This is a genomic window from Methylibium sp. Root1272 (genome assembly GCF_001425905.1).
GTDB lineage: Bacteria > Pseudomonadota > Gammaproteobacteria > Burkholderiales > Burkholderiaceae_C > Methylibium.
On sequence record NZ_LMDY01000001.1, the window covers coordinates 657533 to 680697 of the forward strand.

The window sequence follows — 23165 nt, forward strand, 5'->3', positions numbered from 1 at the left end:
TGCACCTCACCTCACCGCACGGCCAGCCACAGCGTCAGCGCGCCGATCAGCAGCGGCTGGTGCAGCATGTAGAAGCTCAGGCTCCAGCGCCCCAGCACCGCCAGCGGCCGGGCCGGCGCCGGCAGCGGGCCGCCGAGCCAGGCCGGCCGGCGCTCGATCAGCCAGCGGCCGGCCGCCAGGCCCCACCACATGACGCCCAGCCAGGGCAGCAGCGGCACGTAGTCCTCGGTGACCGGCCGGCGCGTCACCAGGCCGACCCAATTGGTGAGCCGGCTGTCGAACAGCGGGTGCTGCACGAACTGCGGCAGCAGGATCGCCGCCAGCCCCAGCGGCCACAGCCAGCGGCCGGCGCCGGCACCGACACGGCAGATGATCAGCATCAGCGCGATGCCGTGCAGCACGCCGAAGCTGATCCAGCTGCGCGGGAACATCAGCGCGCTGCCGGCGCTGACCAGCAGCGCGCAGCCGGCCACCTGCGCCCAGCGCCGCCAGAAGCGCGGCCAGCTCTGGCCGGTGTGCAGCGCCACGGCCTGGCCGAGGCCTGCGCAGAACAGGAACAGGCTGACGATCGCGGTGCGCTGGTGGAGCCAGAACGGATCGGCGCGGAAGTTCGCGTCGGTCAGCCGGAAGTGCGCGAGGTCGAAGCAGAAATGAAACACCGCCATCCAGACGATGGCGAGACCGCGCAGCGCATCGAGGCGGGCATGCCGGTCCGCGGGGGACCGCAGCGGCCCGCCTCCCATCAGGCGGCCCAGCGGCGCGCGTTGCGGAACATGCGCAGCCAGGGGCTGGCGACGGCGATGTCGCCGCCGCTCCAGCTCATCTGGACGTTGCGGAACACGCGCTCGGGGTGCGGCATCAGCGCGGTGTAGCGGCCATCGTGCGTGGTCACCGCGGTCAGGCCCTCGGGGCTGCCGTTGGGGTTGCAGGGGTAGGCCTCGGTGGCGCAGCCGGCCGGGTCCACGTAGCGCATTGCGCGGTGCACGGCCCGGGCGTCGCCGCGCTGCGAGAAATCGGCAAAGCCCTCGCCGTGCGCCACCGCGATCGGCAACCGGCTGCCGGCCATGCCGGCGAAGAACAGCGACGGGCTCTCCAGCACCTCCACCTGCGCCAGCCGAGCCTCGAACTGTTCGCTGCGGTTGCGGGTGAACTTGGGCCAGGCTTGCGCACCGGGGATGATGGGCGCCAGCGCCGCCATCATCTGGCAGCCGTTGCACACGCCGAGAGCGAAGCTGTCGTCGCGGTTGAAGAAAGCTGCGAACTGGTCGGCCAGCCGCGGATCGAACAGCACCGAGCGCGCCCAGCCCTCGCCGGCGCCCAGCGTGTCGCCGTAGCTGAAGCCGCCGCACGCGACGAAACCGCGGTACATGTCGAGCCGGGCCCGGCCCGACTGCAGGTCGCTCATGTGCACGTCGTAGGTCTCGAAGCCGGCCTGCGCCATCGCATAGGCCATCTCGATGTGCGAATTGACGCCCTGCTCGCGCAGGATGGCGAGCTTCGGGCGGGCGAGGTTCAGGAACGGCGCGGCCACGTCCTCGGCCGGGTCGAAGCTCGGCTGCCACTGCAGGCCGGCATCGTCCGGTGCACCGGCCGCCGCGTGCTCGGCGTCGGCGCAGGCCGGGTGGTCGCGCAGCGCGGCGATGCGCCAGCTCACCTCGTCCCAGGCCTGGTGCAGCTCGCGCAGCGGCGCGCTGAACACCGCCTTGGCATCGCGCCAGACCTCGACGACGCCGCGCTCGTTGGGCTTGCCGATCACGTGGCTGTGGCGGCCGAGGCCGGCTTCGCGCAGCACCTGGATTACCGCGTCGCGCTCGGCGCTGGCCACCTGGATCATCGCGCCCAGTTCCTCGGCGAACAGCGCCTTCAGCGTCAGCTCCTTGCGGCGCTCGCCCACCTGGCCGGCCCAGTTCTTGGCATCGCCGCTGTCCATGCGGCTGTCGGACACGCCGTCGCCCTCGATCAGCAGCAGGTCGACGTTGAGCGACACGCCGCAGTGACCGGCAAAGGCCATCTCGCAGACGGTCGCCCACAGGCCGCCGTCGGAGCGGTCGTGGTAGGCCAGCAGCCGGCCTTCGGCACGCAGGCGGTTGATGGCGGCCACCAGCTGCTTCAGCAGCGCGGCGTCGTCGAGGTCGGGCGCGCTGTCGCCCAATTGTTCCAGGGTCTGCGCCAGGATGGAGCCGCCCAGGCGGTTGCGGCCCTGGCCCAGGTCGATCAGGATCAGCGAGGTGTCGCCCGGCTGCAGCTGCGGCGTGAGCGTGCCGCGCACGTCGGCCAGGCTGGCGAAGGCGGTGACGATCAGCGAGACCGGTGCGGTCACCTGCTTCGCCTCGCCGGATTCGGCGTCGCTCCAGCGCGTGCGCATCGACAGCGAATCCTTGCCGACCGGCACCGAGATGCCGAGCGCCGGGCACAGCTCGAGGCCGACCGCGCGCACCGTGTCGTACAGCGCGGCGTCCTCGCCGGGCTCGCCGCAAGCGGCCATCCAGTTGCAGCTGAGCTTGACGCGCGGCAGCTCGATCGGCGCGGCCAGCAGGTTGGTGATGCTCTCGGCCACCGCCATGCGGCCGGCGGCCGGCGCGTCGATCAACGCCAGCGGCGTGCGCTCGCCCATCGCCATGGCCTCGCCGTGGAAGCCGGCATGGTCGGCCAGCGTCACCGCGCAGTCGGCCACCGGCACCTGCCAGGGGCCGACCATCTGGTCGCGGTGGCTCAGGCCGCCGACCGTGCGGTCGCCGATGGTGATCAGGAAGCGCTTGCTGGCCACCGTGGGATGGCGCAGCACGTCGAACGCGGCCTGCTGCAGCTCCACGCCCGCCAGCGTCAGCGGCACCCCGCGGCGCGCCACGCGCCGCACCTGGCGGTGCATCTTCGGTGGCTTGCCGAGCAGCACGTCCATCGGCATGTCGATCGGCGTGCCGTGCTCGCCCTGCCCGCCGGGGCCATCCTCGAGCACCAGCTGCAGCGCGTCGCTGGCGACGCCGACCACCGCATACGGGCAGCGTTCACGGCTCGCCATCGCCTCGAACAGCGGCAGGCTCTCGGGCGCGATGGCCAGCACGTAGCGCTCCTGGCTCTCGTTGCACCAGATCTCCTTCGGTGCCAGGCCGCTTTCCTCCAGCGGCACGCGCCGCAGGTCGAAGCGCGCACCGCGGCCGGCGTCGTGCACCAGCTCAGGAAACGCATTGCTGATGCCGCCGGCGCCGACGTCGTGCACCGCGAGGATCGGATTGCTGACGCCGAGCGCCCAGCAGTGGTTGAGGACCTCCTGCGCGCGCCGCTGGATCTCCGGGTTGCCGCGCTGCACCGAATCGAAGTCCAGCGCCGCGGTGTTGGCGCCGGCCGCCATCGAGCTGGCCGCGCCGCCGCCCATGCCGATGCGCATGCCGGGCCCGCCGAGCTGGATCAGCAGCGTGCCGGCCGGGAACGGGATCTTGTGGGTCTGGCCGTCGCTGATCGTGCCCAGGCCGCCGGCGATCATGATGGGCTTGTGGTAGCCGCGCCGCTGCGCTTCGGCGCCGGCGCCGACGGTCTGTTCGTAGACGCGGAAGTAGCCACCCAGGTTGGGCCGGCCGAACTCGTTGTTGAAGGCCGCGCCGCCCAGCGGGCCGTCGATCATGATCTGCAGTGCGCTGGCAATGTGCTCGGGCTTGCCGTAGCGCACACGCTCCCAGGGCTCGTCGGTGCCGGGCAGCTGCAGGTTGGAGACCGAGAAGCCGGTCAGGCCGGCCTTGGGCCGGGCGCCGCGGCCGGTCGCGCCCTCGTCGCGGATCTCGCCGCCGGCGCCGGTGGACGCGCCGGCGAACGGCGAGATCGCCGTCGGGTGGTTGTGCGTCTCGACCTTCATCAGCACGTGCGCCGTCTCCTGGCGCGCGCCGTAGACCGGCGCATTGGTATAGCCCTGCGGAAGCCAGCGCTCGATCGCGTAGCCCTCCATCACCGCCGCGTTGTCGCTGTAGGCCACGATGGTGTGCTGCGGCGAGGTCTTGTGGGTGTGGCGGATCATCTGGAACATCGAGTGTTCCTGCGCCTCGCCGTCGATGCTGAATTGCGCGTTGAAGATCTTGTGGCGGCAGTGCTCCGAGTTCGCCTGCGCGAACATCATCAGCTCCACGTCGGTCGGGTTGCGCTGCAGGCCGGTGAAGGCGGCGACGAGGTAGTCGATCTCGTCGTCGCTCAGCGCCAGCCCGAAGTCGCGGTTCGCCGCCTCCAGTGCCGTGCGGCCCTGGCCGATCACGTCGACCGTCTCCATCGGCTTGCCCGGCTGGGCATCGAACAGATGGGCCGCCGCGCCGTGCTCGAAAGCCACGCTCTCGGTCATGCGGTCGTGCAGCAGTTCGGCGACCGCCGCGCGTTCGGCGTCGGCCAGCGGCTTGCCGCCGCCGAGCAGCCCGCCCTTGAGCGTCAGCCGGTACTCCGTGACGCGCTCGACGCGGCGGATGCCCAGGCCGCAGTTGTGGGCAATGTCGGTGGCCTTGCTGGCCCAGGGCGACACCGTGCCCAGGCGCGGCATCACCAGCACCAGCTCGCCTTCGGTCGGGCCGGCGTAGGCGTCGCCGTAGCGCAGCAGGCCGGTCAGCTTGTCGCGTGCCGCCGCGTCGAGCGCCGCCTCCGCCGCCACCCAGTGCACGTGCCGCGCGTGGACCGCGGTGATGCGCGCGGCAAGCGCCTGCAGCCGCGGCAACAGGGCCTGGGCACGGAAGGCGGACAGCGCGTTGCCGCCGTCGAAGGAGAGGATCGTGGGCTGGGTCATGGGGCGCGCGGAAGTCGCGGGTCTGGAGGGCGTGCGGTGCGAGGCGGGATGTCCCCTCGCAAACCCTAGATTTTACGGGCCTGATGAGATAATGCCCGGCTATGTCGATCACGATCAAGACCGCCGCCGACGCCGACGGCATGCGCATCGCCGGAAGGCTCGCCTCCGAGGTGCTGGACATGCTGACGCCGCACGTCAAGCCCGGCATCACCACCGACGAGCTGGACCGCCTGGCGCACCGGCACATCGTCGAGGTGCAGGACGCCATCCCGGCGCCGCTGAACTACGCGCCGCCCGGCTACACGCCCTACCCCAAGTCGGTCTGCACTTCGGTCAACCACCAGGTCTGCCACGGCATCCCGAACGACCGTCCGCTGAAGAACGGCGACATCGTCAACATCGATGTCACCGTCATCAAGGACGGCTGGCACGGCGATACCAGCCGCATGTTCGTGGTCGGCGAAGGTTCGATCGCCGCCCGGCGGCTGTGCTCGCTGACCTACGAGGCGATGTGGCGCGGCATCGTCAAGGTGAAGCCCGGCGTGCGGCTCGGCGACATCGGGCACGCGATCCAGACATTCACCGAGCGGCAGGGCTTCTCGATCGTGCGCGAGTTCTGCGGGCACGGCATCGGCCGCAAGTTCCACGAGGAACCGCAGGTGCTGCACTACGGCCGCCCCGGCACGCTGGAGGAACTGGTGCCCGGCATGGTGTTCACGATCGAGCCGATGGTCAACGCCGGGCGCCGCGAGATCAAGGAACTGGGCGACGGCTGGACCATCGTGACCAAGGACCGCTCGCTCTCGGCGCAGTGGGAGCACACGGTGCTGGTCACCGACACCGGCTACGAGGTGCTCACCCTCTCGGCCGGCAGCCCGCCGCCCCCGCCGGAACCCAGCGCGGCCTGATGAGCGCAGCGCTGCTGCCCGCCACGCCTCCCGCCCCCACCGTGCCGGCGCTGCGCGCGCGCCTGCGCGACGGCAAGGCCGCGCTGATCGAGCACTTCCGCGCTTCGCGCCCCACCGCACCGGCCGCCATGCGGCTGATCCGTGGTCTGGCGCGGCACGTCGACGGCACGCTGCTGCACCTGTGGCAGCACGCGCTGATGCCCAAGGGCGCCGCGCTGGTGGCCGTCGGTGGCTACGGCCGCGGCGAGCTGTTCCCCTACTCCGACGTCGACGTGCTGGTGCTGCTGCCGGCGACCCACGGCGACGCGCACGACAACGACGCGCTCAAGTCCACCATCGGCGGCTTCATCACCGCCTGCTGGGACATCGGTCTGGAGATCGGATCGAGCGTGCGCACCGTCGCCGAGTGCGTGGCCGAGTCCGAGCGCGACGTGACGGTGCAGACCGCGCTGCTCGAGGCGCGCTTCCTGTGCGGTTCGCGCCGCGTGTTCGAAGAGTTCCGGCACGCCCACCTGGCCGCGCTCGACCCGGCCAACTTCCTGCGGGCGAAGACGCTGGAGATGCACCAGCGCCACACCAAGTACGAGGACACGCCGTACTCGCTGGAGCCCAACTGCAAGGAAAGCCCGGGCGGCCTGCGCGACCTGCAGACGGTGATCTGGATCGCGCGCGCGGCCCGGCTCGGCAAGACCTGGACCGCGCTGGCCGCCAACGGCATGGTCACGCCCTTCGAAGTCAAGCAACTGCAACGCAACGAGGGCCTGCTCAAGCTGATCCGTGCGCGCCTGCACATGGTGGCGGGCCGGCGCGAGGACCGGCTGGTGTTCGACCTGCAGACCGCCGTGGCCGAGAGCTTCGGCTACCAGAACACGCGCGAGCGCCGCGCCTCCGAGGCGCTGATGCGGCGCTACTACTGGGCCGCCAAGGCGGTGGCGCAGCTCAACCAGATCCTGATGCTCAACATCGAGGAGCAGATCCAGGGCACCGGCCAGTCGCCGATGCGCCCGATCAACGACAAGTTCCTCGACCGCGGCGGCATGCTCGAGGTCGTCAGCGACGACCTCTACCAGCGCGATCCGCACGCCATCCTCGAGACCTTCGTGACCTACCAGCAGACGGTGGGCATGAAGGGCCTGTCGGCCCGCACGCTGCGCGCGCTCTACAACTCGCGCGACGTGATGAACAGCGCGTTCCGGCGCGACCCGGTCAACCGCGCGCTGTTCATGCAGATCCTCATCAACCCCTCGGGCCGGCAGACGCACGCCTTCCGGCTGATGAACGAGACCTCGGTGCTGGGTCGCCACCTGTGGGTGTTCCGCCGCATCGTCGGGCAGATGCAGCACGACCTGTTCCACGTCTACACCGTGGATCAGCACATCCTGATGGTGCTGCGCAACGTGCGGCGCTTCTTCATCGCCGAGCATGCCCACGAATACCCGTTCTGCTCGCAGCTCGGCGCGCAGTTCGAGCGGCCCTGGGTGCTCTACGTGGCGGCGCTGTTCCACGACGTCGCCAAGGGCCGCGGCGGCGACCACTCCGACCTCGGCGGCATCGAGGTGCGGCGCTTCTGCCGCGACCACGGCATCTCTCGCGAGGACGCGCAGCTGATCGAGTTCCTGGTACGCGAGCACCTGACGATGAGTCGGATCGCGCAGAAGGAGGACCTGAGCGACGCCGACGTCATCGAGACCTTCGCCGCCAAGGTCAAGGACCAGCGCACGCTGACCGCGCTCTACCTGCTGACCGTGGCCGACATCCGCGGCACCAGCCCCAAGGTCTGGAACGCGTGGAAGGGCAAGTTGCTGGAGGACCTGTACCGCGCCGCCCTGCGCGCGCTCGGCGGCGCCAAGCCCAACGTCGCGGCCGAACTGGAAGCGCGCAAGCAGGAAGCCCTGCACGTGCTCAACCTGTATTCGCTGCTGCCGGGTGTGCAGCAGCCGCTGTGGGACACGCTGGAGCTCAGCTATTTCGTTCGCCACGACGCCGCCGACATCGCCTGGCACGCCCGCTCGCTCTACCGCCACGTGGACACCCGCATTCCCGTGGTGCGCGCGCGGCTCTCGAGCGTCGGCGAAGGGCTGCAGGTGCTGGTGTACGCGCCGGACCGGCCCGACCTGTTCGCCCGCATCTGCGGCTACTTCGACAGCGCCGGCTTCAACATCCTGGACGCCAAGATCCACACCACCACCACCGGCTATGCGCTCGACACCTTCCAGGTCATCTCGCAGCACGTCGAGCAGTACGTCGACGTGGCCTACCGCGACCTGATCTCGCTGGTGGAGATCCAGCTGTCCGAGGCCCTGGCGGCCGACGGGCCGCTGCCCGAACCGAGCCGTGGCCGGCTGTCGCGCCGCGTCAAGTCCTTCCCGGTGACGCCGCGCGTGCTGCTCAAGCCCGACGAGCGCGCCCAGCGCTGGCTGCTGAGCGTGTCGGCCAGCGACCGCTCGGGCCTGCTCTACGCGATCGCACGGGTGCTGGCGCGCCACCAGCTCAACCTGCAGCTCGCCAAGGTCACCACGCTCGGTGAGCGCGTCGAGGACACCTTCCTGATCAACGGCGCGTCGCTGCAGCAGAACCGCCAGCAGATCGCGATCGAGACCGAGCTGCTGGACGCCATCGCGCCCTGAACCCGGCGCTGCGCAGGACGGCAGCCGGTCCGACCGGCTTCACTCGATCTTGAACTCGAACTCCTGCACGGCGATCACCTCGTCCGCACCGCTCACGCACTTGTACTGCAGCATCGCGCTGCGCACCGCGGCGTGGAAGACGCGCGGCCCCGACAGGATCGTGACCTCCTTCACCACGCCGCCGCTGATGCGCGCCTGCGCGCGCACCACGCCCGAGGTGCCCTCCTGCAAGGCGCGGCGCGGCAGTTCCGGCTTCACCTGCGTCGGGCAGACCACCGTGATGTCGCTGCGGCTCGGCGCCGGTGGCGCGGGAGGCGCCGGGGGCGGTGCGGGCGGCGGCGGCTCGATCTTGTATTCGACCTTCGGCGGCTCCGGCGCCACGGTGATCGGCGGTGCGGGGGCCGGCGGCGGGGTGATCTCCGGCGGCGGCACGTAGGGCGGCGGCGGCGCCTTCACCTTCGGCGGCGGCGCGGGCTTCTGGATTTCCTTGGGCGGCGGCGGGGGGGGCGGAGGGGGCGGCGGCGGGAGCTCCGCGATGATCTTCGCCTCCAGCGGCTTGCGGACGACCTCGACCACGCTGCGGGCCAGGCCGGACACCAGCGCATAGAAGATGAAGACGTGCAGCACCGCCACGACGACGAAGCCGACGAAGCGCCGCGACGGCGGTTGCCGCTCGTAGCTCAGGTCCATGCCGTCGGCCTCCGGGCGCCGGGGCGCAGCGGTCCGGCTGCGGCGCTATTCGATGAACTGTTCACTGCCGACGATGCCGAATTTGGTGAGGCCGTTGCGCTGCACCGCGGCCATCACGCCGGCCACGGTGCTGTACTTCGAGAGCCGGTCGGGCCTGAGGTGCAGCTCGGGCTGCGCCTCCGGCGGCAGCGCCGCCATGGCCTGAAGCCGGCGCTCGGCCTCGACCAGGTTGGCGACCGGCTCGGCATTGAAGAAGATCGCATCGTTGGCGTCGATGTCGATCTTCATCACCTGCGGCGGCACGAGCTGCGGCGGCGGCGGGCCGACCGGCATGTCGAGCTTGACCGCGTGCAGCTGGATCGGGATGGTGATGATGAGCATGATCAGCAGCACCAGCATCACGTCGATCAGCGGCGTGGTGTTGATCTCCATCATCAGTTCGGGCTCGTTGCCGGCGTCGGCGCCCAGCGGGCTCATGGCCATGGTCGGAAGGCTCCTGCGTCAACCACCGCGCGGCGGCGGCTCGGTGATGAACGACACCTTGGTGATGCCGGCGCGCTGGCAGGCATAGACCACCTTGCCGACCGCGTCGTAGCGCGCCGCGAGGTCGCCGCGGATCTGCACCTCGGGCTGCGGCTTCATCGCCGCCACCTTCTTGAGCCGCTCGACCAGCGCGTTGGCGTTCGGCACGCGGCTGTCGTACCAGTACATCGCGCCGCCGGCGTCCACCGAGATGATCACGTTCTCGGGCTTGCTCTCGCGGACCTGGATCGTCTCCTTCGGCAGCGTGACGGGGATCGAGGTGGTGACGACCGGGATGGTGATCAGGAAGATGATCAGCAGCACCAGCATCACGTCGACCAGCGGCGTGGTGTTGATCGTCGAGACGACCTCGTCCTCGTCTCCGCCCGCCGGGCCGACGCTCATCGCCATCGCTCAGGCCTTGGCCGGGGCTCGGCTCGTGGCGAGCAGCACCGAATGCAGGTCGTTGCCGAAGGCGCGCACCTCCTCCATCGAGCCCTTGTTGCGACGCACCAGCCAGTTGTAGCCCAGCACCGCCGGCACGGCGACCGCCAAGCCGATGGCCGTCATGATCAGTGCCTCGCCCACCGGGCCCGCCACCTTGTCGATCGAGGCCTGCCCGGCCACGCCGATCGCGGTGAGCGCGTGGTAGATGCCCCAGACGGTGCCGAACAGGCCGACGAAGGGCGCCGTGGAGCCCACGGTGGCCAGGAAGGCCAGGCCGTCCTGCAGGCGGCTCTGCACGCGCTCCATCGCGCGCTGGATCGACATCGTGACCCAGCTGTTCAGGTCCACATGCTCGAACAGGCCGCCGTGCTTCTTGGTCGCCTCGAGGCCGGCCTCGGCGATGAAGCGGAACGGGCTCGTCGGCTCCAGCGTGTCGGCCCCCTGCCGCACGCTGCCTGCGCTCCAGAAGCTCTTCGCGGCCAGCTTGGCCTGGCGGTTGAGCCTGGCCTGCTCGATGAACTTGACGACGATGATGTACCAGCTGCCCATCGACATCACGACCAGGATCAGGAGCACCGCCTTCGCGACGCCATCGCTGGTTCGCCACAGCGACTCCAGGCCGTAGGGGTTCTCGACCACCGCCGTCAGTGCCGGCGTGGACACGACCGCGGCCGGGGCCACCGGCTCGCCGGCCGCGGACGCCTGGGCCTGCGCGGGCGATGGGGCCAGGGCCACGCCGGTGAGTGCGATACCGGCCACGGCGATCGACAGGGCAAGGACGGAACGGAGAACGAAGCGACGGACCATGGGGACTCCGAAGGGGGCGTGCGATGGGCTGTGGGAGGGACCGCGGACCGGATTGCGATCCCGACGGCAATGGCGCTGAAGCCCGTTCAGAGCCGGGAGCCTTGCCTGGGCGATGCCGTCGGCCGGTGGGCGAGGCAGGGCTGGGTGACCACAATTATGCGGTGGCGCTGATGGACGAGTGTTCAGGAGACCGAGCGCCGGCCTGTGGTTTGCCTGACGCACGCGCCCAGAGGCCCTAGTTGAACTGATAGCTCGCATTCAGGAAGAAGAAGCGCCCGCGGTTGGTGTACAGCTCGGCGAAGCCGAGCTGGCTGTAGCGGCCGTCGGAGGCATTGGTGACGCTGAACGGCGGCATGCGGTCGAACAGGTTGCGGATGCCGAAGTCGAGGCGCAGGTTCTGCAGGCCGGTGAAGCCGGACACCCAGTCGACCTCGTGATGGGAGGCCACCTTGCGGGTTCCGGGTGCAGGGTCGGGCTCGTCGGTGTCGTAGAAGCCGCCGGTCGAGCGCAGCGCCAGGGTGTTGGCCCAGGTCGCCAGCTCCCAGGTCACGCTGAAGAGGTTGCGCCACTTCGGCGCGGCGTAGGTCTCCTTCAGGTCCTGCCAGGGCTGGCCGGGGCCGTCCTGCCGTTCCTGCTTCAGGTAGTAGGTCGTGTCGTTGCGCAGCGTGAAGCTGCCGGCGCCCGCGCTGCCGAGGCGCTGCTCCAACTGCAGGTCCAGCCCCTGCACGCGGGCCTTCGAGAAATTCTGCAGGTCGGTGTCGACGACGATGCGGCCCTGGGCATCCTGGGCGAACTTGCCGGCTGCGATGGCCTGGTCGATCGTGGGCGTGTTGATCTGGTCGGCCACCTTGATCTGCCAGACGTCGAGCGAGGCATTGAAGCCGCCGTCGGGCGACAGCACGAAGCCGAGGTTGTAGGTGCGGCCCTTCTCCGGCTGCAGCCGAGGGTTGGAGCCGTTGGCGAAGAAGCCCGACAGCGTGCAGCCGGCGGGCTGGCCGAAGGCGGCGCACAGCGTGTCGTTGCTGAAGTCGGCGGCGCCGCTCTCGCGCGCGCCGTAGAGCTGCTTCAGGCTCGGCATGCGAAAGCTCTCGCTGTACGAGACGCGGGTGCTGAAGGCCGGCGTGAACAGGTAGCGCGCCGCCACCTTCGGGCTGGTCTTGCTGGCGTTGGGGTAATGGTCGTAGCGCAGCGCCACCTGGCCCTCGAGCTGCGGCGTCACCGGCACGTTGAGCTCGGTGAAGAAGGCGTAGGCCTTGCGCTCGGCATCGACGGCCGCCTGCTGGATGCTGCCGACGATCTCTCCGGCCTGCGACAGCGCATCCGGCGTGTCGACGATCGACTCCTTCCAGACCGAGGTGCCGACCGCATAGGCCAGCGGGCCGGCCGGCATCTGCAGCAGTTCGCCGGTCAGCTTGCCGTTGGCGAACAGGATCTTCGACTCGCCCGCGCGACGCGGCCGCACCTTCAGCGATTCGACCAGCGCCGGGTCGTTGGTCAGCGAGGTGGCGTCGAGCTGGTCGACGCCGGCATAGGTGAAGTAGTTGCGGTCGTCGTTGACGACCCGGCTGCGGCCCTGGCCGACATCGACCTTCCATTCGACCTCTCCGAGCGTGCCCTCGAGCCCGGTCGACAGCTGGAGCAGATTGGCCGTGCGCTGGGTCAGGCGCGGCCCGCCCTGCATGAAACGGCCGACGAAGAAGTCGCCGTTGCCGTCGAGGAAATAGTCGGGGGCGGGATGGCCGACGAAGGTGTCGCGCGAGCGCGAGGCCAGCACCTCGGCGAAGCCCTGGAGCCCCGGCGTCAGCTGCACGGTGCCGAGCAGCATGCCGCTGAGCCGCTCGGCGCCGTTGTAGGCGCTCAGCAGGCTGGCGTTGAAGTCGTAGCGGCACAGGCCGTCGGCGCCGATCTGCGCCGGCGGGCAGGGTCTCACATAGGCGCCGGGGATGGGGATGAAGTCGGCGTCGACGTAGTTGCCGGTGGGTGCGAAGACGCTGCGGCTGTCGGGCCCGCCGAAGCGCCGGAAATCTGCCGAGCTGGACATGTCGCGGTCGCTGCGCTGGATCGGGTCGCGCTTGAACAGGTCGAGGCCGGCGAACACGTTGTAGCCATCGGCCGCCAGCGAGCCGAAGCCGGCCGCCAGGCCGGCCTTGCGCTCCTCGCCGTCGCCGCGGCTGGAAATGCCGTAGCCGGCGCGCAGCTCGAAGCCGGTGTAGCTCTTGCGAGTGATGAAGTTGACGACGCCGGCCACCGCGTCGGCGCCATAGATCGCCGAGCCGCCGTCCTTCAGGATCTCCACGCGCTCGATCGCGGCGAGCGGGATGGAATTGACGTCGACCGCGGCACCGGCGCCCGAGGAGTCGTAGAGCGCATTGATGGGCAGCCGGCGGCCGTTCAGCAGCACCAGCACATTGGTCTCGGCCAGGCCGCGCATGAAGACGATGGCGGTGCCCGAGCCGACCGGCGTGCCCGAGGACAGCTCGCCGTCGTCGAAGATGTCGAGCGACACGATCGACTTCATCAGTTCGTTGATCGTCGACGCGCCGGTCCGCTCGATGTCCTTGCGGGTCACCACCTGCACCGGCACCGGCCCCTCGACCTGGCTGCGCTTGATGGCCGAGCCGGTCACCTCGACCCGCTCGAGCTTCTGCGCGTCCTGCGCCTGCGCGCCGGCGGCGAGCGACAGGAGCGCGCTGCCGACGAGCGCCGTGCAGCGTGCTGAAGGCGGGGTTCTCCGGGACATCGGGGTTGCTCCTGCAAGTCAAAGTCAAAAAACTGGGGCGATTGGAACATCTAGACGGCGCGGGCCAGCCTCGGCACGGCCGCCAGCAGGCGGCGCGTGTAGGCACTGCGCGGCGCCTCGAGCACGCTGCCGACCGGGCCGGTTTCCTCGAAGCGTCCGCGGTGCATCACGACCACCTCGTCGGCGATGTACTCGACGACGCCGATGTTGTGCGTGATGAACAGGTAGGACACGCCGAGCTCGCGCTGCAGCTCGCGCAGCAGGTTGAGGATCTGCGCCTGCACCGACACGTCGAGCGCCGAGGTCGGCTCGTCGCACACCAGCAGGCGCGGCTCGACCGCCAGCGCGCGCGCGATCGCGATGCGCTGTCGCTGGCCTCCCGAGAACTCGTGGGGCCAGCGCTCCAGCGCGTCGCGGCGCAGACCCACGCGCTCGACCAGCGTCTCGATGCGGGCGCGGCGCGCGGCGCGGTCGAGCTCGGGCCGCAGCGCGATCAGGCCCTCCTCCAGCGCCTCGAACACCCGCATGCGCGGGTCGAGCGACGCGAACGGATCCTGGAACACGATCTGGATCTCGCGGCGCGCCCGCCGCAGGGCTTCGCCGTGCAGCGAGAACAGGTCCTCGTCCCGCCACAGCGCACGGCCCTCGATGGCCGCCGTGCCGCGCAGCAACTGCAGCAAGGCCTTGCCGATCGTCGTCTTGCCGCAGCCCGACTCGCCCACCAGCGCCAGCGTGCGCCCGGCGTCGAGCTGGAACGACACACCGTCGACTGCCGTCACGTGCGCACGGGCGCGCTGCAGCAGCCCGCCGCGCACCGGGAAACGCACCACGAGGTTCTGCACGTCGAGCAGCGGCGAGGGATCAACCGGCGCCGGTCGGGCCGCGGGCGCGACGGCCGCTGCCGAAGCCGGCGTCGCCCCGGGCGATGGCGCCCCGTCGGCATACAGCAGGCAGCGCACCTGATGGCCTGCCGCGGTCTCGATCAACGGCGGCTCGGTGCGGTGGCAGCGATCGAACACGCGGTCGCAGCGGTCGGCGAAGCGGCAGCCCTCGAAGCGCCGCCACAGCGGTGGCACGCTGCCGGCGATCGCAGCGAGCTCACCGCCGCGCTGGCTGGCGTCGGGCACGGCCCTCAGCAGCAGCCGGGCATAGGGATGGCGCGGGTGGGCGAAGAAGTCCTTCGCGCTCGCCACCTCGACGATCTGGCCGGCGTACATCAGCGCCACCGTCTGCGCCATGCCGGCCACCACGCCGAGGTCGTGGGTGATCAGCATCAACCCCAGCCCGCGCTCACGCTGCAGCTCGCGCAGCAGGTCGAGGATCTGCTTCTGGATCGTGACGTCGAGCGCGGTGGTCGGCTCGTCGGCCACCAGGAACTCGGGCTCGGCGGCCAGCGCGATGGCGATCATCACGCGCTGCTTCTGCCCGCCGCTCAAGCGGAACGGGTAGTCGTCGATGCGCCGCTCGGGCTCGGGGATGCCCACGCGCTGCAGCCAGTCCAGCGCCTTGGCCCGCGCCGCCGCACCCCGCAGCGGCGTGTGGGCCTCGATCGCTTCGACGATCTGCGTGCCGATCTTCATCACCGGGTTCAGGCTGGTCGCCGGCTCCTGGAAGATCATGCCGATGCGCGCACCGCGCACCGCCCGCATGCGCGACTCCGGCAGGTCCAGCAATTCCTCGCCGCCCAGCCGCACCGAGCCCGCGGTGACGCGGCCGTTCTCGGGCAGCAGCCGCATCAGGGCCAGCGCGGTCATGCTCTTGCCGCAGCCGGACTCGCCGACCAGCGCGAAGGTCTCGCCGCGCGTGATGGCCAGGCTCAGGCCGTCGATCGCGCGCACCAGGCCGGCGTCGGCATCGAGCGCGACGTGCAGCGCCTCGATGGCCAGGGTGTCGGAGGGAGCCACGCTCACTGGACGACCTTCGTGCTGCGCACTCCGGTATTCGCCCTTGGGGCGGCCCGGCGCGCTCATGGCACCGCCTTGCCGGCGGCCGGCAGCACGCGGGCGCGGAAGCTGCGCGAGCGCGGGTCGAAGGCGTCGCGCACGCCGTCGGCGAACAGGTTGGCCGCCAGCACCAGCGTCACCATGAAACCGAAGGCCGCGGCGAACGACCACCACACCACCGGGTCGCGGCTCATCTCGCTGCGCGCCAGGTTGATCATGCCGCCGTAGCTGTTCATCGACGGGTCGACGCCGACGCCCACATAACTGAGCACCGCCTCGTAGAGGATCAGCGCCGAGAACTCCAGCACCGTGGTGATCAGCACCAGGTGCATCACGTTGGGCAGGATGTGGCGCGCCATGATGCGCAGCGGCCCGACGCCGAAGGCGGTGGCCGCCTGCACGTACTCGAGCTCGCGGACCTTCAGCGTCTCGGCGCGCAGCAGCCGGCACAGCGAGGCCCAGCCGGTCAGGCCCAGCACCAGGCAGAGCAGCAGCAGCCGCACGTCGGCGCGCTCGGCGCCGGTCTCGAACAGCTCCGGGTGCTGGTCGATGAAGGACTGCACCATCAGCACGCAGGCGGCGATCAGCAGCACGTTGGGCACCGACGACAGCGTGGTGTAGACGTACTGGATCAGGTCGTCGACCCAGCCGCGGAAGTAGCCGGCGACCACGCCGAACACGATGGCCAGCGGCAGCGTGGCGATCGTCGCCAGCGTGCCGATCACGAAGGCGGTGCGCACGCTTTTCAGCGCCTGCAGCAGCACGTCGTTGCCGGTGCGGTCGGTGCCGAGCACGTGGTAATGGCCCATCAGCGCGATCACCGGACCGGCCAGCAGCGCCATCGCCGCCAGCGTGAGCCACGCCGCGCGCAGCGGCAGGTCGGTCTCGTTGCGCAGCAGGCCGCGCAGCGACTGCGCGAAGGAGTGCTGGTTGGCCCGCGCCCGCGCGCCGGCCAGCGCGGCGCCGATCGCCAGCGCGACCGCGACGCCCGCCGCCAGCCCGGCGAGTGCGCGCCGCGTCACGTCGGCGGCCCATTGCGTGGCCGGGTCCGCGAGGTGGGCGCCGGCATGCTGCAGCCGGGGGTAGCCGCGCTCGGTGCTGCCGCCCACCTGCAGGCTCTGCTTCGCGAAACCCTGCCAGGCCAGCGGGCGCGAGTAGGTGGCCTCGCGCATCTCGAACTGGCGCGCCAGTAGCGCGTCGAGCACCGATTCCGCGCGCGGGCTGTAGGCCTGCACCTGCCCCTCGCCGGCCGGCAGGGCGCGGCGGAAGTGCAGCGAATCGAGCAGCGCGACCGTTCCGAAGGCCAGCAGCACCAGCGCGGAGCACAGCGCCGGTGCCTCGCGGAAGGCCTTGCGCCAGGGACGCCGCGCCTCCGGGTTGCGCGCCACCCGCCACGCGTACAGCGCGCCGCCCAGCAGCAGGAGCAGCATCACCGCGTCGGTCCAGAGGAAGACGAGTCGGGGCATGCGCGTCGCTCCGTCAGCCCAGCCGCACCCGGGGGTCGGCCCAGGTGTAGAGGATGTCGATCAGCACATAGGACGCGATGTAGAGCACCGAGCCGACGAACACCATGCTGCGCACGATCGCGAAGTCCTGGCCGCTGATGGCGTCGATCACGTAGGCGCCCAGGCCCGGGATGTCGAAGAAGCGCTCGAACACCAGGCTGCCGAGGAAGACGTAGGGCAGGTAGGCGCCGGCGCTGGTCATGATGGGCAGCAGCGCATTGCGCAGCACGTGGCGCAGCAGCACCACGTGCTCGGCCAGGCCCTTGGCCTTGGCGGTGCGCACGTAGTCCTTGTTGAGTTCCTCGAGGAACATCGCGCGGTAGAGCCGCGCCTCGCTGCCCAGCCGCGACAGCAGCGACAGGAACACCGGCAGCACCAGGAAGCGCCAGGCGTCCCAGCCCGGCGAGTAGCCCGAGATCGGCACCAGCCGGAACACCCGCGAGAACAGGTACTGGCCGACGATGATGTAGAACAGGCTGGAGATCGACAGCATCACCACGCACAGCACGACGCCCCAGAAGTCGAGCCGCGAGTGGCGGAAGAACACCAGCAGCAGCGCGAACAGCGTGCTCACGATCACCTGCAGGATGAACAGCGGCAGTGCGAGCTGCAGGCTCGCCGCCATGCGGCTCTGGATCTGCGTGCCGATGTCGCCGGCCGACTCGGCGTCGGCGCGGCCGAAGTCGAGCGCGAACAGGCTGACCGAGCGCTCCCAGAAGATGGTGTTCGTGGCCTGCCGGGTGCCGGTTTCCGCGCCGTTCCAGTACAGCGGCTTGTCGTAGCCGCGCTCGGCCTTCCACTTGTCGACCTGCTCGGCGGTGACGCGCTTGCCGCCGATGTTGAGCCGCGCCATGTCGTCCGGCGTGTTGACGCTGAAGAACAGGAAGAAGGTGAACAGGTTGACGCCGAGCAGGACCAGCAGGCCATAACCCAGTCGGCGCAGCGCGTAGGCGGTCATGCTCCAGCGCCCTCCCCGGCGGCCCTGCGTCCGCGCGCGGTGCTGCGCTCGCGGGCCAGGAACACCCGGCGCGCCAGCCACGCCACGGCGAGCGCGGCCAGCGCCATCAGCACCAGCGGCCACCACTGCGGCCGGTTCCACTCGGCCTGCTTCGCGACGCGCAGCGCCGGGTCGACCCGGTAGTAGCGCGCCATGTCGCGCACCATCACGCCGGGCTTGCCGTTGTGCACCCAGGGCTGGAAGGCGCTGGCCGAGTACGGGAAGAAGCCGAAGGTCCAGGGCGCGTCCTCGCGCAGCAGGGCCACCATCTCGTCGATCAGCTGCTGCTTCTGCGGCCCGTCGTCGAGCAGGCGCAGGCGCTCGTAGCGCCGGTCGTACTCGGCGTTGGCGTAGTTGGCGGCGTTCTCGCCGTCGTTGCCGGCCTTGGCGTTCGGGCCGTAGAGCAGGAACAGGAAGTTCTCGGCGTCGGGGTAGTCGGCCAGCCAGCCCCACCAGAACACCTGCTGCTTCCCCTTGCGCATCTTGTCCTGGAACTGGTTGTAGTCGGTCGCGCGGATCTCCAGCGTGACGCCGAGCTTCGCGAACTGCTTGACCATCCAGTCCATCTCGGCCTTGAGCTCGGGCGTCGGGATGCGCTGGTAGTCGTAGTTCAGCACCAGCGGGCGGCCGCTCTTCGCGTCGCGGCCGCCCGGGTAGCCGGCCTCGGCGATCAGGCGCTCGGCCTCGGCGAGCGGTCGCCGCCGGATCTCGCCGTTCACCTGCACATGCGTGACCGGGTTGAAGCCGGCCGGCGTGCCGTGGCGCGAACCGAACATGCCGGCCGGCAGCGGGCCGTGGGCCGGCTCGCCGCCCTTGTTCGGGAACACGCGCACGTACTCCTCCCAGTCGATCGCGATCGACAGCGCCTGCCGCAGCTTGCGGTTCTTCGCCTGCTGATCCGGCGTGTCGCCCTTGCCGATCACCGGATCGAGCCAGTTGAAGCCGACATACCAGTTCGACACGTCGACCGCGCGCGGAAAGCGAAAGCCGCGCTCGGCGAACAGCCGCCGCGTCGCCTCGGAGTCGTCGGCATCGGCATAGAACTCGATGCCCCATTCGGGCCGCTCGATCTCGGGCACGTCGGAATAGCCCTGGATGAACTTCGACTTGATCGGCACCTTCTCCTTCTCGGCTCGGAACACCAGGCGGTCGACGAAGGGCATGCGCTTGCCGCAGTCGGCCAGCAGTTCGGGCGCATCGTCCGGCGCGCCGTCGCAGGGGTAGAGATCGTCCTGCCGGTAGTTCGGGTTGCGTTCCAGCACGTGGCGGCGGTCCTGCTCGTAGACCGTGGCCATGTAGGGGCCGGTGCCGACCGGCCAGGTCTCCAGGCTCATGCCCTGGCTCGCCATGCCGGGCTGGGCGTAGAAGGCATCGGCCTCCCAGGGGATGGGGGCCAGGAAGGTCATCGCCATCCAGTACGGCCACTGCGGGTACTTGCCGAGGATGCGGATGCGCAGCAGGTGCGGGTCCGGCGCCTCGGCCCCGACCAGCGGGAACTTGCGCAGGTCGAGGAAGGGCTTGTCGAGCGCCGATGCGGGCAGGCCGGCGAGCAGCTTGCGGTCGGCCTCGTGCAGCAGCGCGCCGTAGTCCTTGAGCCCGAGCACGTAGGCCGAGAACACCGAGAACACCGGCGCCTGCACCCGCGTGCTGGCGTGGCGCTTGATGGCGTAGACGAAGTCCTCGGCCACCAGCTCGCGCGTGCCCTGCTGCTCGAAGTCCAGCGGCGAATGGCGGTCGCCGAGCTCGGCGCGGGTCAGCGCGTGATCGGTGTGGTATCGGTAGCGGCCCTGCCCATCCTTCGCGAAGGCCGGGTGCGGCGCGTAGCGCACGCCGGGCTTGAGCGGCACCTCGTAGACGCTCAGCGCGACCTGCTCGCCCGGCGCGTCGTCGGGCAGCGGCCGGCCGGCCTTGTCGAAGTATTTCGGGGCGACGATGGCTGCCGCGACCTTGGGCACCAGTTGGTAGGGTCGCTTCAGGTAGTGGTAGCCGTAGAGCGGCTCGTAGACCTGGTAGGTGATCTTGGTCTCGTCGTTCGAGTACGACGCGGTCGGGTCCAGGTGGCGTGGCGACTTCTCCTGGAAGCCGGTGAACAGCGTGTTGGTGGCCGCCTCGCCGGCCGGCAGCGGGCTGTTGTTGCAGCCGGCGACGAGGGCCACGCCGCACAGCAGCAGCGCCAGTCGCCTGGACAGCGCGGGGAGGAAGCGACTCGACGTCGGCGACACGGTGGGCGGCGGATCAGGCTCGGAGCGGAGGCGGCAGGCCCGATGGTAGCGAGCCGCTCGTCCGGCGCTCAGGCCCAGCCGATCATCGCGTCGCGCCCTTCGACGACCAGCGTGGCCCGGCGCCCGACCGGCAGGCAGACCTTGGTCGGCACGTGGCCGAACGGCAGCCCGGTCAGGATCGGTGTGCGCGTCGTGCCGCGCAGGTGCTCGACGGCGCTCCTGAGCGTGTAGCCGCGGTCCAGCGGCGACTTGCGGTAGTCGGTGAAGCCGCCCAGCACCACCGCCTTCTGCGCATCCAGCACGCCGGCCTGCTGCAGTTGCAGCAGACTGCGCTCGATGCGGTAGGGATGCTCGTTCACGTCTTCGAGGAACAGGATGCCGCCCTTGATGCGCGGCCAGTGCGGCGTGCCCAGCAGCGACAGCAGCACGCACAGGTTGCCACCCCACAGCGTGCCGCGCGCCTGCAGGCCGTCGAAGCCGGCCTCGGTGCGGAAACCGATGGCCTCGAGTTCGCCGCGCATCGCCTCGGCGAAGCAGGCCTCGGTGATGTCGTCGACACCGCCCTGCTCCGGCGTGCGGCCGAAGTCGTCGCAGGCCAGCGGTCCGGCCCAGGTGGGCCGTTGCGTGTGGGCCAGCACCGCGAGCTGGAAGGCGGTCTGGTCGCTGTAGCCGACCCAGCGCTTGCCGGCGTCGATGGACTGCGCGATCAGCGGGTAGTCGATGCGGTCGAGCAGGCGCGTGAGGCCGTAGCCGCCGCGCGAGGCCAGCGCGATGTCGCGGCCGTCGCGCGCCACGCGGTGCAGCGCCGCGAGGCGCGTTTCGTCATTGCCGGCGAAGCGCTGCGAGCGGGCGCGCGCCGAGTCGTCGACGTGGGCGTCGAATCCGAGCCGGCGCAGGTGGCGCTGCGCGCGGGTCAGCGCCGCGCCCTGGCTCACCACGCCCGAGGGCGAGTGGATCGTCAGGCTGCGTGCCGGGGCGTCGTGGTCGTGGTCATGGTCGTGGTGGTGACCATCGTGGTCGTGCGAGTGGGTGGGCTGCATCAAGGGTCCGTCAGGTCGCCGGGCATCGTGTCTTGCATCTCGATCACCTCGACGATGTTGTAGTCAGGTTCGGCCGTGCCTGCGGCCGGTGCCAGCGGGGCGGCCGTCGACTCGCCGCGTTCGCGGCGCGCCTGGGCGCGGCGCTCGGCGAAGAACTCGCGCAGCAGTTGGCCACAGGCGTCGGCCAGCACGCCGCCCTGCACCGCGGTGTGGTGGTTCAGTTGCCGCTGCGCGAACAGGTCGATCACCGAACCGGCCGCGCCGGTCTTGGAGTCGGCGGCAGCGAACACCACGCGCTTGAAGCGCGCGTGCACCAGTGCCATCGCGCACATCGCGCAGGGCTCCAGCGTCACGTAAAGCTCGCAGTCGGGCAGCCGATAGTTGCCGAGCAGCTGCGCGGCATGGCGCAAGGCCACGATCTCGGCGTGCGCGGTCGGGTCGTGGGTGGTAATCGGACGGTTGTAGCCGGTCGCGACGACCTGGTGCACGCCATCGACCTCGCGCACGATCACCGCACCGACCGGCACCTCGCCGACCAGCCAGGCGTTCTGGGCCTGGTCGAGCGCGAGCCGCATGGCGGCCTCGTCCTTGCGGGACTGCTCGGCGGGATCGTTCATGCCGAGAGCCTCATGGGGGCGTGCCGCCCTCGACCCGCGCCGGCGCCTGCTGCATCAGCCGGTTCACGTCGTCGCCGATCTGGCGCTGCAGCTGCTGCGACTGCTGGGCCGGCGTGCCCGAGGTCGCGGGCAGCGCCACGCCGACGGCACTGGCCGCTTCGGGCCGCACCGGCGCGCCAACGGCCTGCAGCTGCCGCTTCACCAGCGAGCCGACGATCGCCAGCGTGACCAGCAGTCCCAGCACCCCGAACACGATGCGCATGCGCCGCTCCTTTTGCGTCTCTGCCGTGGCCCGGATCGCCGTTCACTCGAAGCCGGCGATCGCATGCGGAATGTACGGGGCCTGCAGCGCCTGAAGATCTTCGGGCGTGAGGCGCAGCGACAGCGCCGCGACCGCATCGTCCAGATGCTGCAGCTTCGAGGCCCCGATGATCGGCGCGGTCACGCCGGTCTGCTGCGCCACCCAGGCCAGCGCGACCTGGGCGCGCGGCACGCCGCGGGCGGCGGCCACCCGGGCCACCGCCTCGACCACCTGCCGGTCCGACTCGGCCGTGCGCTCGAGGTAGAGGCGCTTGCCGACCTCGTCGGTGGCCATGCGGCCGCTGCCTTCGGCCCAGTCGCGGGTGAGGCGGCCGCGCGCCAGCGGGCTCCACGGCAGCACGCCGATGCCGGCATCGCGGCACAGCGGCAGCATCTCGCGCTCTTCCTCGCGATGGATCAGGTTGAGGTGGTTCTGCATCGTCACGAAGCGCGTCCAGCCGTGGCGCTCGGCGGTGTGCAAGGCCTTGGCGAACTGCCACGCGTACATCGACGAGGCGCCGATGTAGCGCGCCTTGCCGGCCTTCACCACGTCGTGCAGCGCCTCCAGCGTCTCCTCGATCGGCGTGCCGTAGTCCCAGCGATGGATCTGGTACAGATCGACGTGGTCGGTGCCGAGCCGGCGCAGGCTGTTGTCGATCTCCGTCAGGATGGCCTTGCGCGACAGACCGCCCACGTTGGGGGCCTGCCGCGACGGGAAGAACACCTTGGTGGCGATGACGATCTCGTCGCGACGGGCCAGCTCGCGCAAGGCACGGCCGACGATCTCTTCCGACGTGCCGTCGGAGTAGCTGTTGGCGGTGTCGAAGAAGTTGATGCCGAGGTCGAGCGCGCGCCGGATCAAGGGGCGGCTCTGCGCCTCGTCCAGCGTCCACGGGTGGGTGCCGCGCTCCGGTACGCCATAGGTCATGCAGCCCAGGCACAGCCTGGACACCTTCAGCCCGGTCCGGCCGAGCGGAACGTATTCCATCGGGTCTCCTTGCACGATGAGCTGGGTGGCCGGCACACCTGAGGCCGGCCCGAACCGCA

The 23165-nt window shown here is 70.5% G+C and carries 17 protein-coding genes; 2 read left to right on the forward strand and 15 right to left on the reverse strand.

Features of this window, described 5'->3' with window-relative positions; genetic code table 11:
- Nucleotides 1–11: 11 nt before the first annotated feature.
- Both ASC67_RS03130 and purL read right to left on the reverse strand, forming a co-directional pair.
- Nucleotides 12–743, reverse strand: coding sequence for a DUF1624 domain-containing protein (locus ASC67_RS03130; RefSeq protein WP_056314967.1), 732 nt, complete (start codon nt 741–743; stop codon nt 12–14).
- Nucleotides 743–4753, reverse strand: a complete 4011-nt coding sequence (gene purL / locus ASC67_RS03135; protein WP_056314970.1) for a phosphoribosylformylglycinamidine synthase — start codon at nt 4751–4753, stop codon at nt 743–745. The genes ASC67_RS03130 and purL overlap by 1 nt, the downstream gene beginning before the upstream one ends.
- A 101-nt stretch (nt 4754–4854) precedes the next feature.
- Here purL and map point away from each other — a divergent pair, with 101 nt between their 5' ends.
- Both map and ASC67_RS03145 read left to right on the forward strand, forming a co-directional pair.
- Complete coding sequence (gene map, locus ASC67_RS03140) at nt 4855–5661, forward strand: type I methionyl aminopeptidase (RefSeq protein WP_056314972.1); 807 nt, start codon at nt 4855–4857, stop codon at nt 5659–5661.
- Entirely contained in the window at nt 5661–8288 is a 2628-nt protein-coding gene (locus ASC67_RS03145; protein WP_056314974.1) for a [protein-PII] uridylyltransferase, read from the forward strand. Before map ends, ASC67_RS03145 begins: the two co-directional genes overlap by 1 nt.
- A gap of 39 nt (nt 8289–8327) precedes the next feature.
- Here the strand turns inward: ASC67_RS03145 and ASC67_RS21165 are convergent, their stop codons facing one another.
- The 13 genes from ASC67_RS21165 to ASC67_RS03210 form a co-directional block, all read right to left on the reverse strand.
- Nucleotides 8328–8978, reverse strand: coding sequence for a hypothetical protein (locus ASC67_RS21165; RefSeq protein ID WP_056314976.1), 651 nt, complete (start codon nt 8976–8978; stop codon nt 8328–8330).
- Nucleotides 8979–9023: 45 nt separating this feature from the next.
- Complete coding sequence (locus tag ASC67_RS03155; RefSeq protein ID WP_056314978.1) at nt 9024–9461, reverse strand: biopolymer transporter ExbD; 438 nt, start codon at nt 9459–9461, stop codon at nt 9024–9026.
- Nucleotides 9462–9479: 18 nt separating this feature from the next.
- Complete coding sequence (locus ASC67_RS03160) at nt 9480–9911, reverse strand: biopolymer transporter ExbD (RefSeq protein ID WP_056314980.1); 432 nt, start codon at nt 9909–9911, stop codon at nt 9480–9482.
- A gap of 3 nt (nt 9912–9914) precedes the next feature.
- On the reverse strand, nt 9915–10754 hold the full coding sequence (locus tag ASC67_RS03165) for a MotA/TolQ/ExbB proton channel family protein (RefSeq protein WP_056314982.1): 840 nt from the start codon (nt 10752–10754) through the stop codon (nt 9915–9917).
- Between the two features lie 235 nt (nt 10755–10989).
- A complete protein-coding gene (locus tag ASC67_RS03170; RefSeq protein ID WP_056314983.1) occupies nt 10990–13494 on the reverse strand; it encodes a TonB-dependent receptor in 2505 nt (834 codons plus the stop codon).
- A 50-nt stretch (nt 13495–13544) separates the two neighbouring features.
- Nucleotides 13545–15464, reverse strand: a complete 1920-nt coding sequence (locus ASC67_RS03175; protein WP_235566199.1) for a dipeptide ABC transporter ATP-binding protein — start codon at nt 15462–15464, stop codon at nt 13545–13547.
- Nucleotides 15461–16903: an ABC transporter permease gene (locus tag ASC67_RS03180; protein WP_056314987.1), complete on the reverse strand. Its 1443-nt coding sequence runs from the start codon at nt 16901–16903 to the stop codon at nt 15461–15463. Before ASC67_RS03180 ends, ASC67_RS03175 begins: the two co-directional genes overlap by 4 nt.
- A 13-nt stretch (nt 16904–16916) precedes the next feature.
- Nucleotides 16917–17900 carry an ABC transporter permease gene (locus ASC67_RS03185; RefSeq protein ID WP_056314989.1) on the reverse strand — a complete coding sequence of 328 codons (984 nt, stop codon included), beginning with the start codon at nt 17898–17900 and terminating at the stop codon, nt 16917–16919.
- On the reverse strand, nt 17897–20161 hold the full coding sequence (locus tag ASC67_RS03190) for an ABC transporter substrate-binding protein (protein ID WP_056314991.1): 2265 nt from the start codon (nt 20159–20161) through the stop codon (nt 17897–17899). The genes ASC67_RS03185 and ASC67_RS03190 overlap by 4 nt, the downstream gene beginning before the upstream one ends.
- A gap of 68 nt (nt 20162–20229) precedes the next feature.
- The gene (locus ASC67_RS03195) at nt 20230–21201 is read right to left on the reverse strand and encodes an LD-carboxypeptidase (RefSeq protein ID WP_056314993.1); all 972 of its coding nucleotides are present in this window, start codon (nt 21199–21201) and stop codon (nt 20230–20232) included.
- Nucleotides 21201–21818: a tRNA adenosine(34) deaminase TadA gene (gene tadA / locus ASC67_RS03200; RefSeq protein ID WP_056314995.1), complete on the reverse strand. Its 618-nt coding sequence runs from the start codon at nt 21816–21818 to the stop codon at nt 21201–21203. Before tadA ends, ASC67_RS03195 begins: the two co-directional genes overlap by 1 nt.
- Before the next feature lie 10 nt (nt 21819–21828).
- Nucleotides 21829–22080: a hypothetical protein gene (locus ASC67_RS03205; protein ID WP_056314997.1), complete on the reverse strand. Its 252-nt coding sequence runs from the start codon at nt 22078–22080 to the stop codon at nt 21829–21831.
- 42 nt (nt 22081–22122) lie between these two features.
- Complete coding sequence (locus ASC67_RS03210) at nt 22123–23106, reverse strand: aldo/keto reductase (RefSeq protein ID WP_056314999.1); 984 nt, start codon at nt 23104–23106, stop codon at nt 22123–22125.
- Nucleotides 23107–23165: the final 59 nt, after the last annotated feature.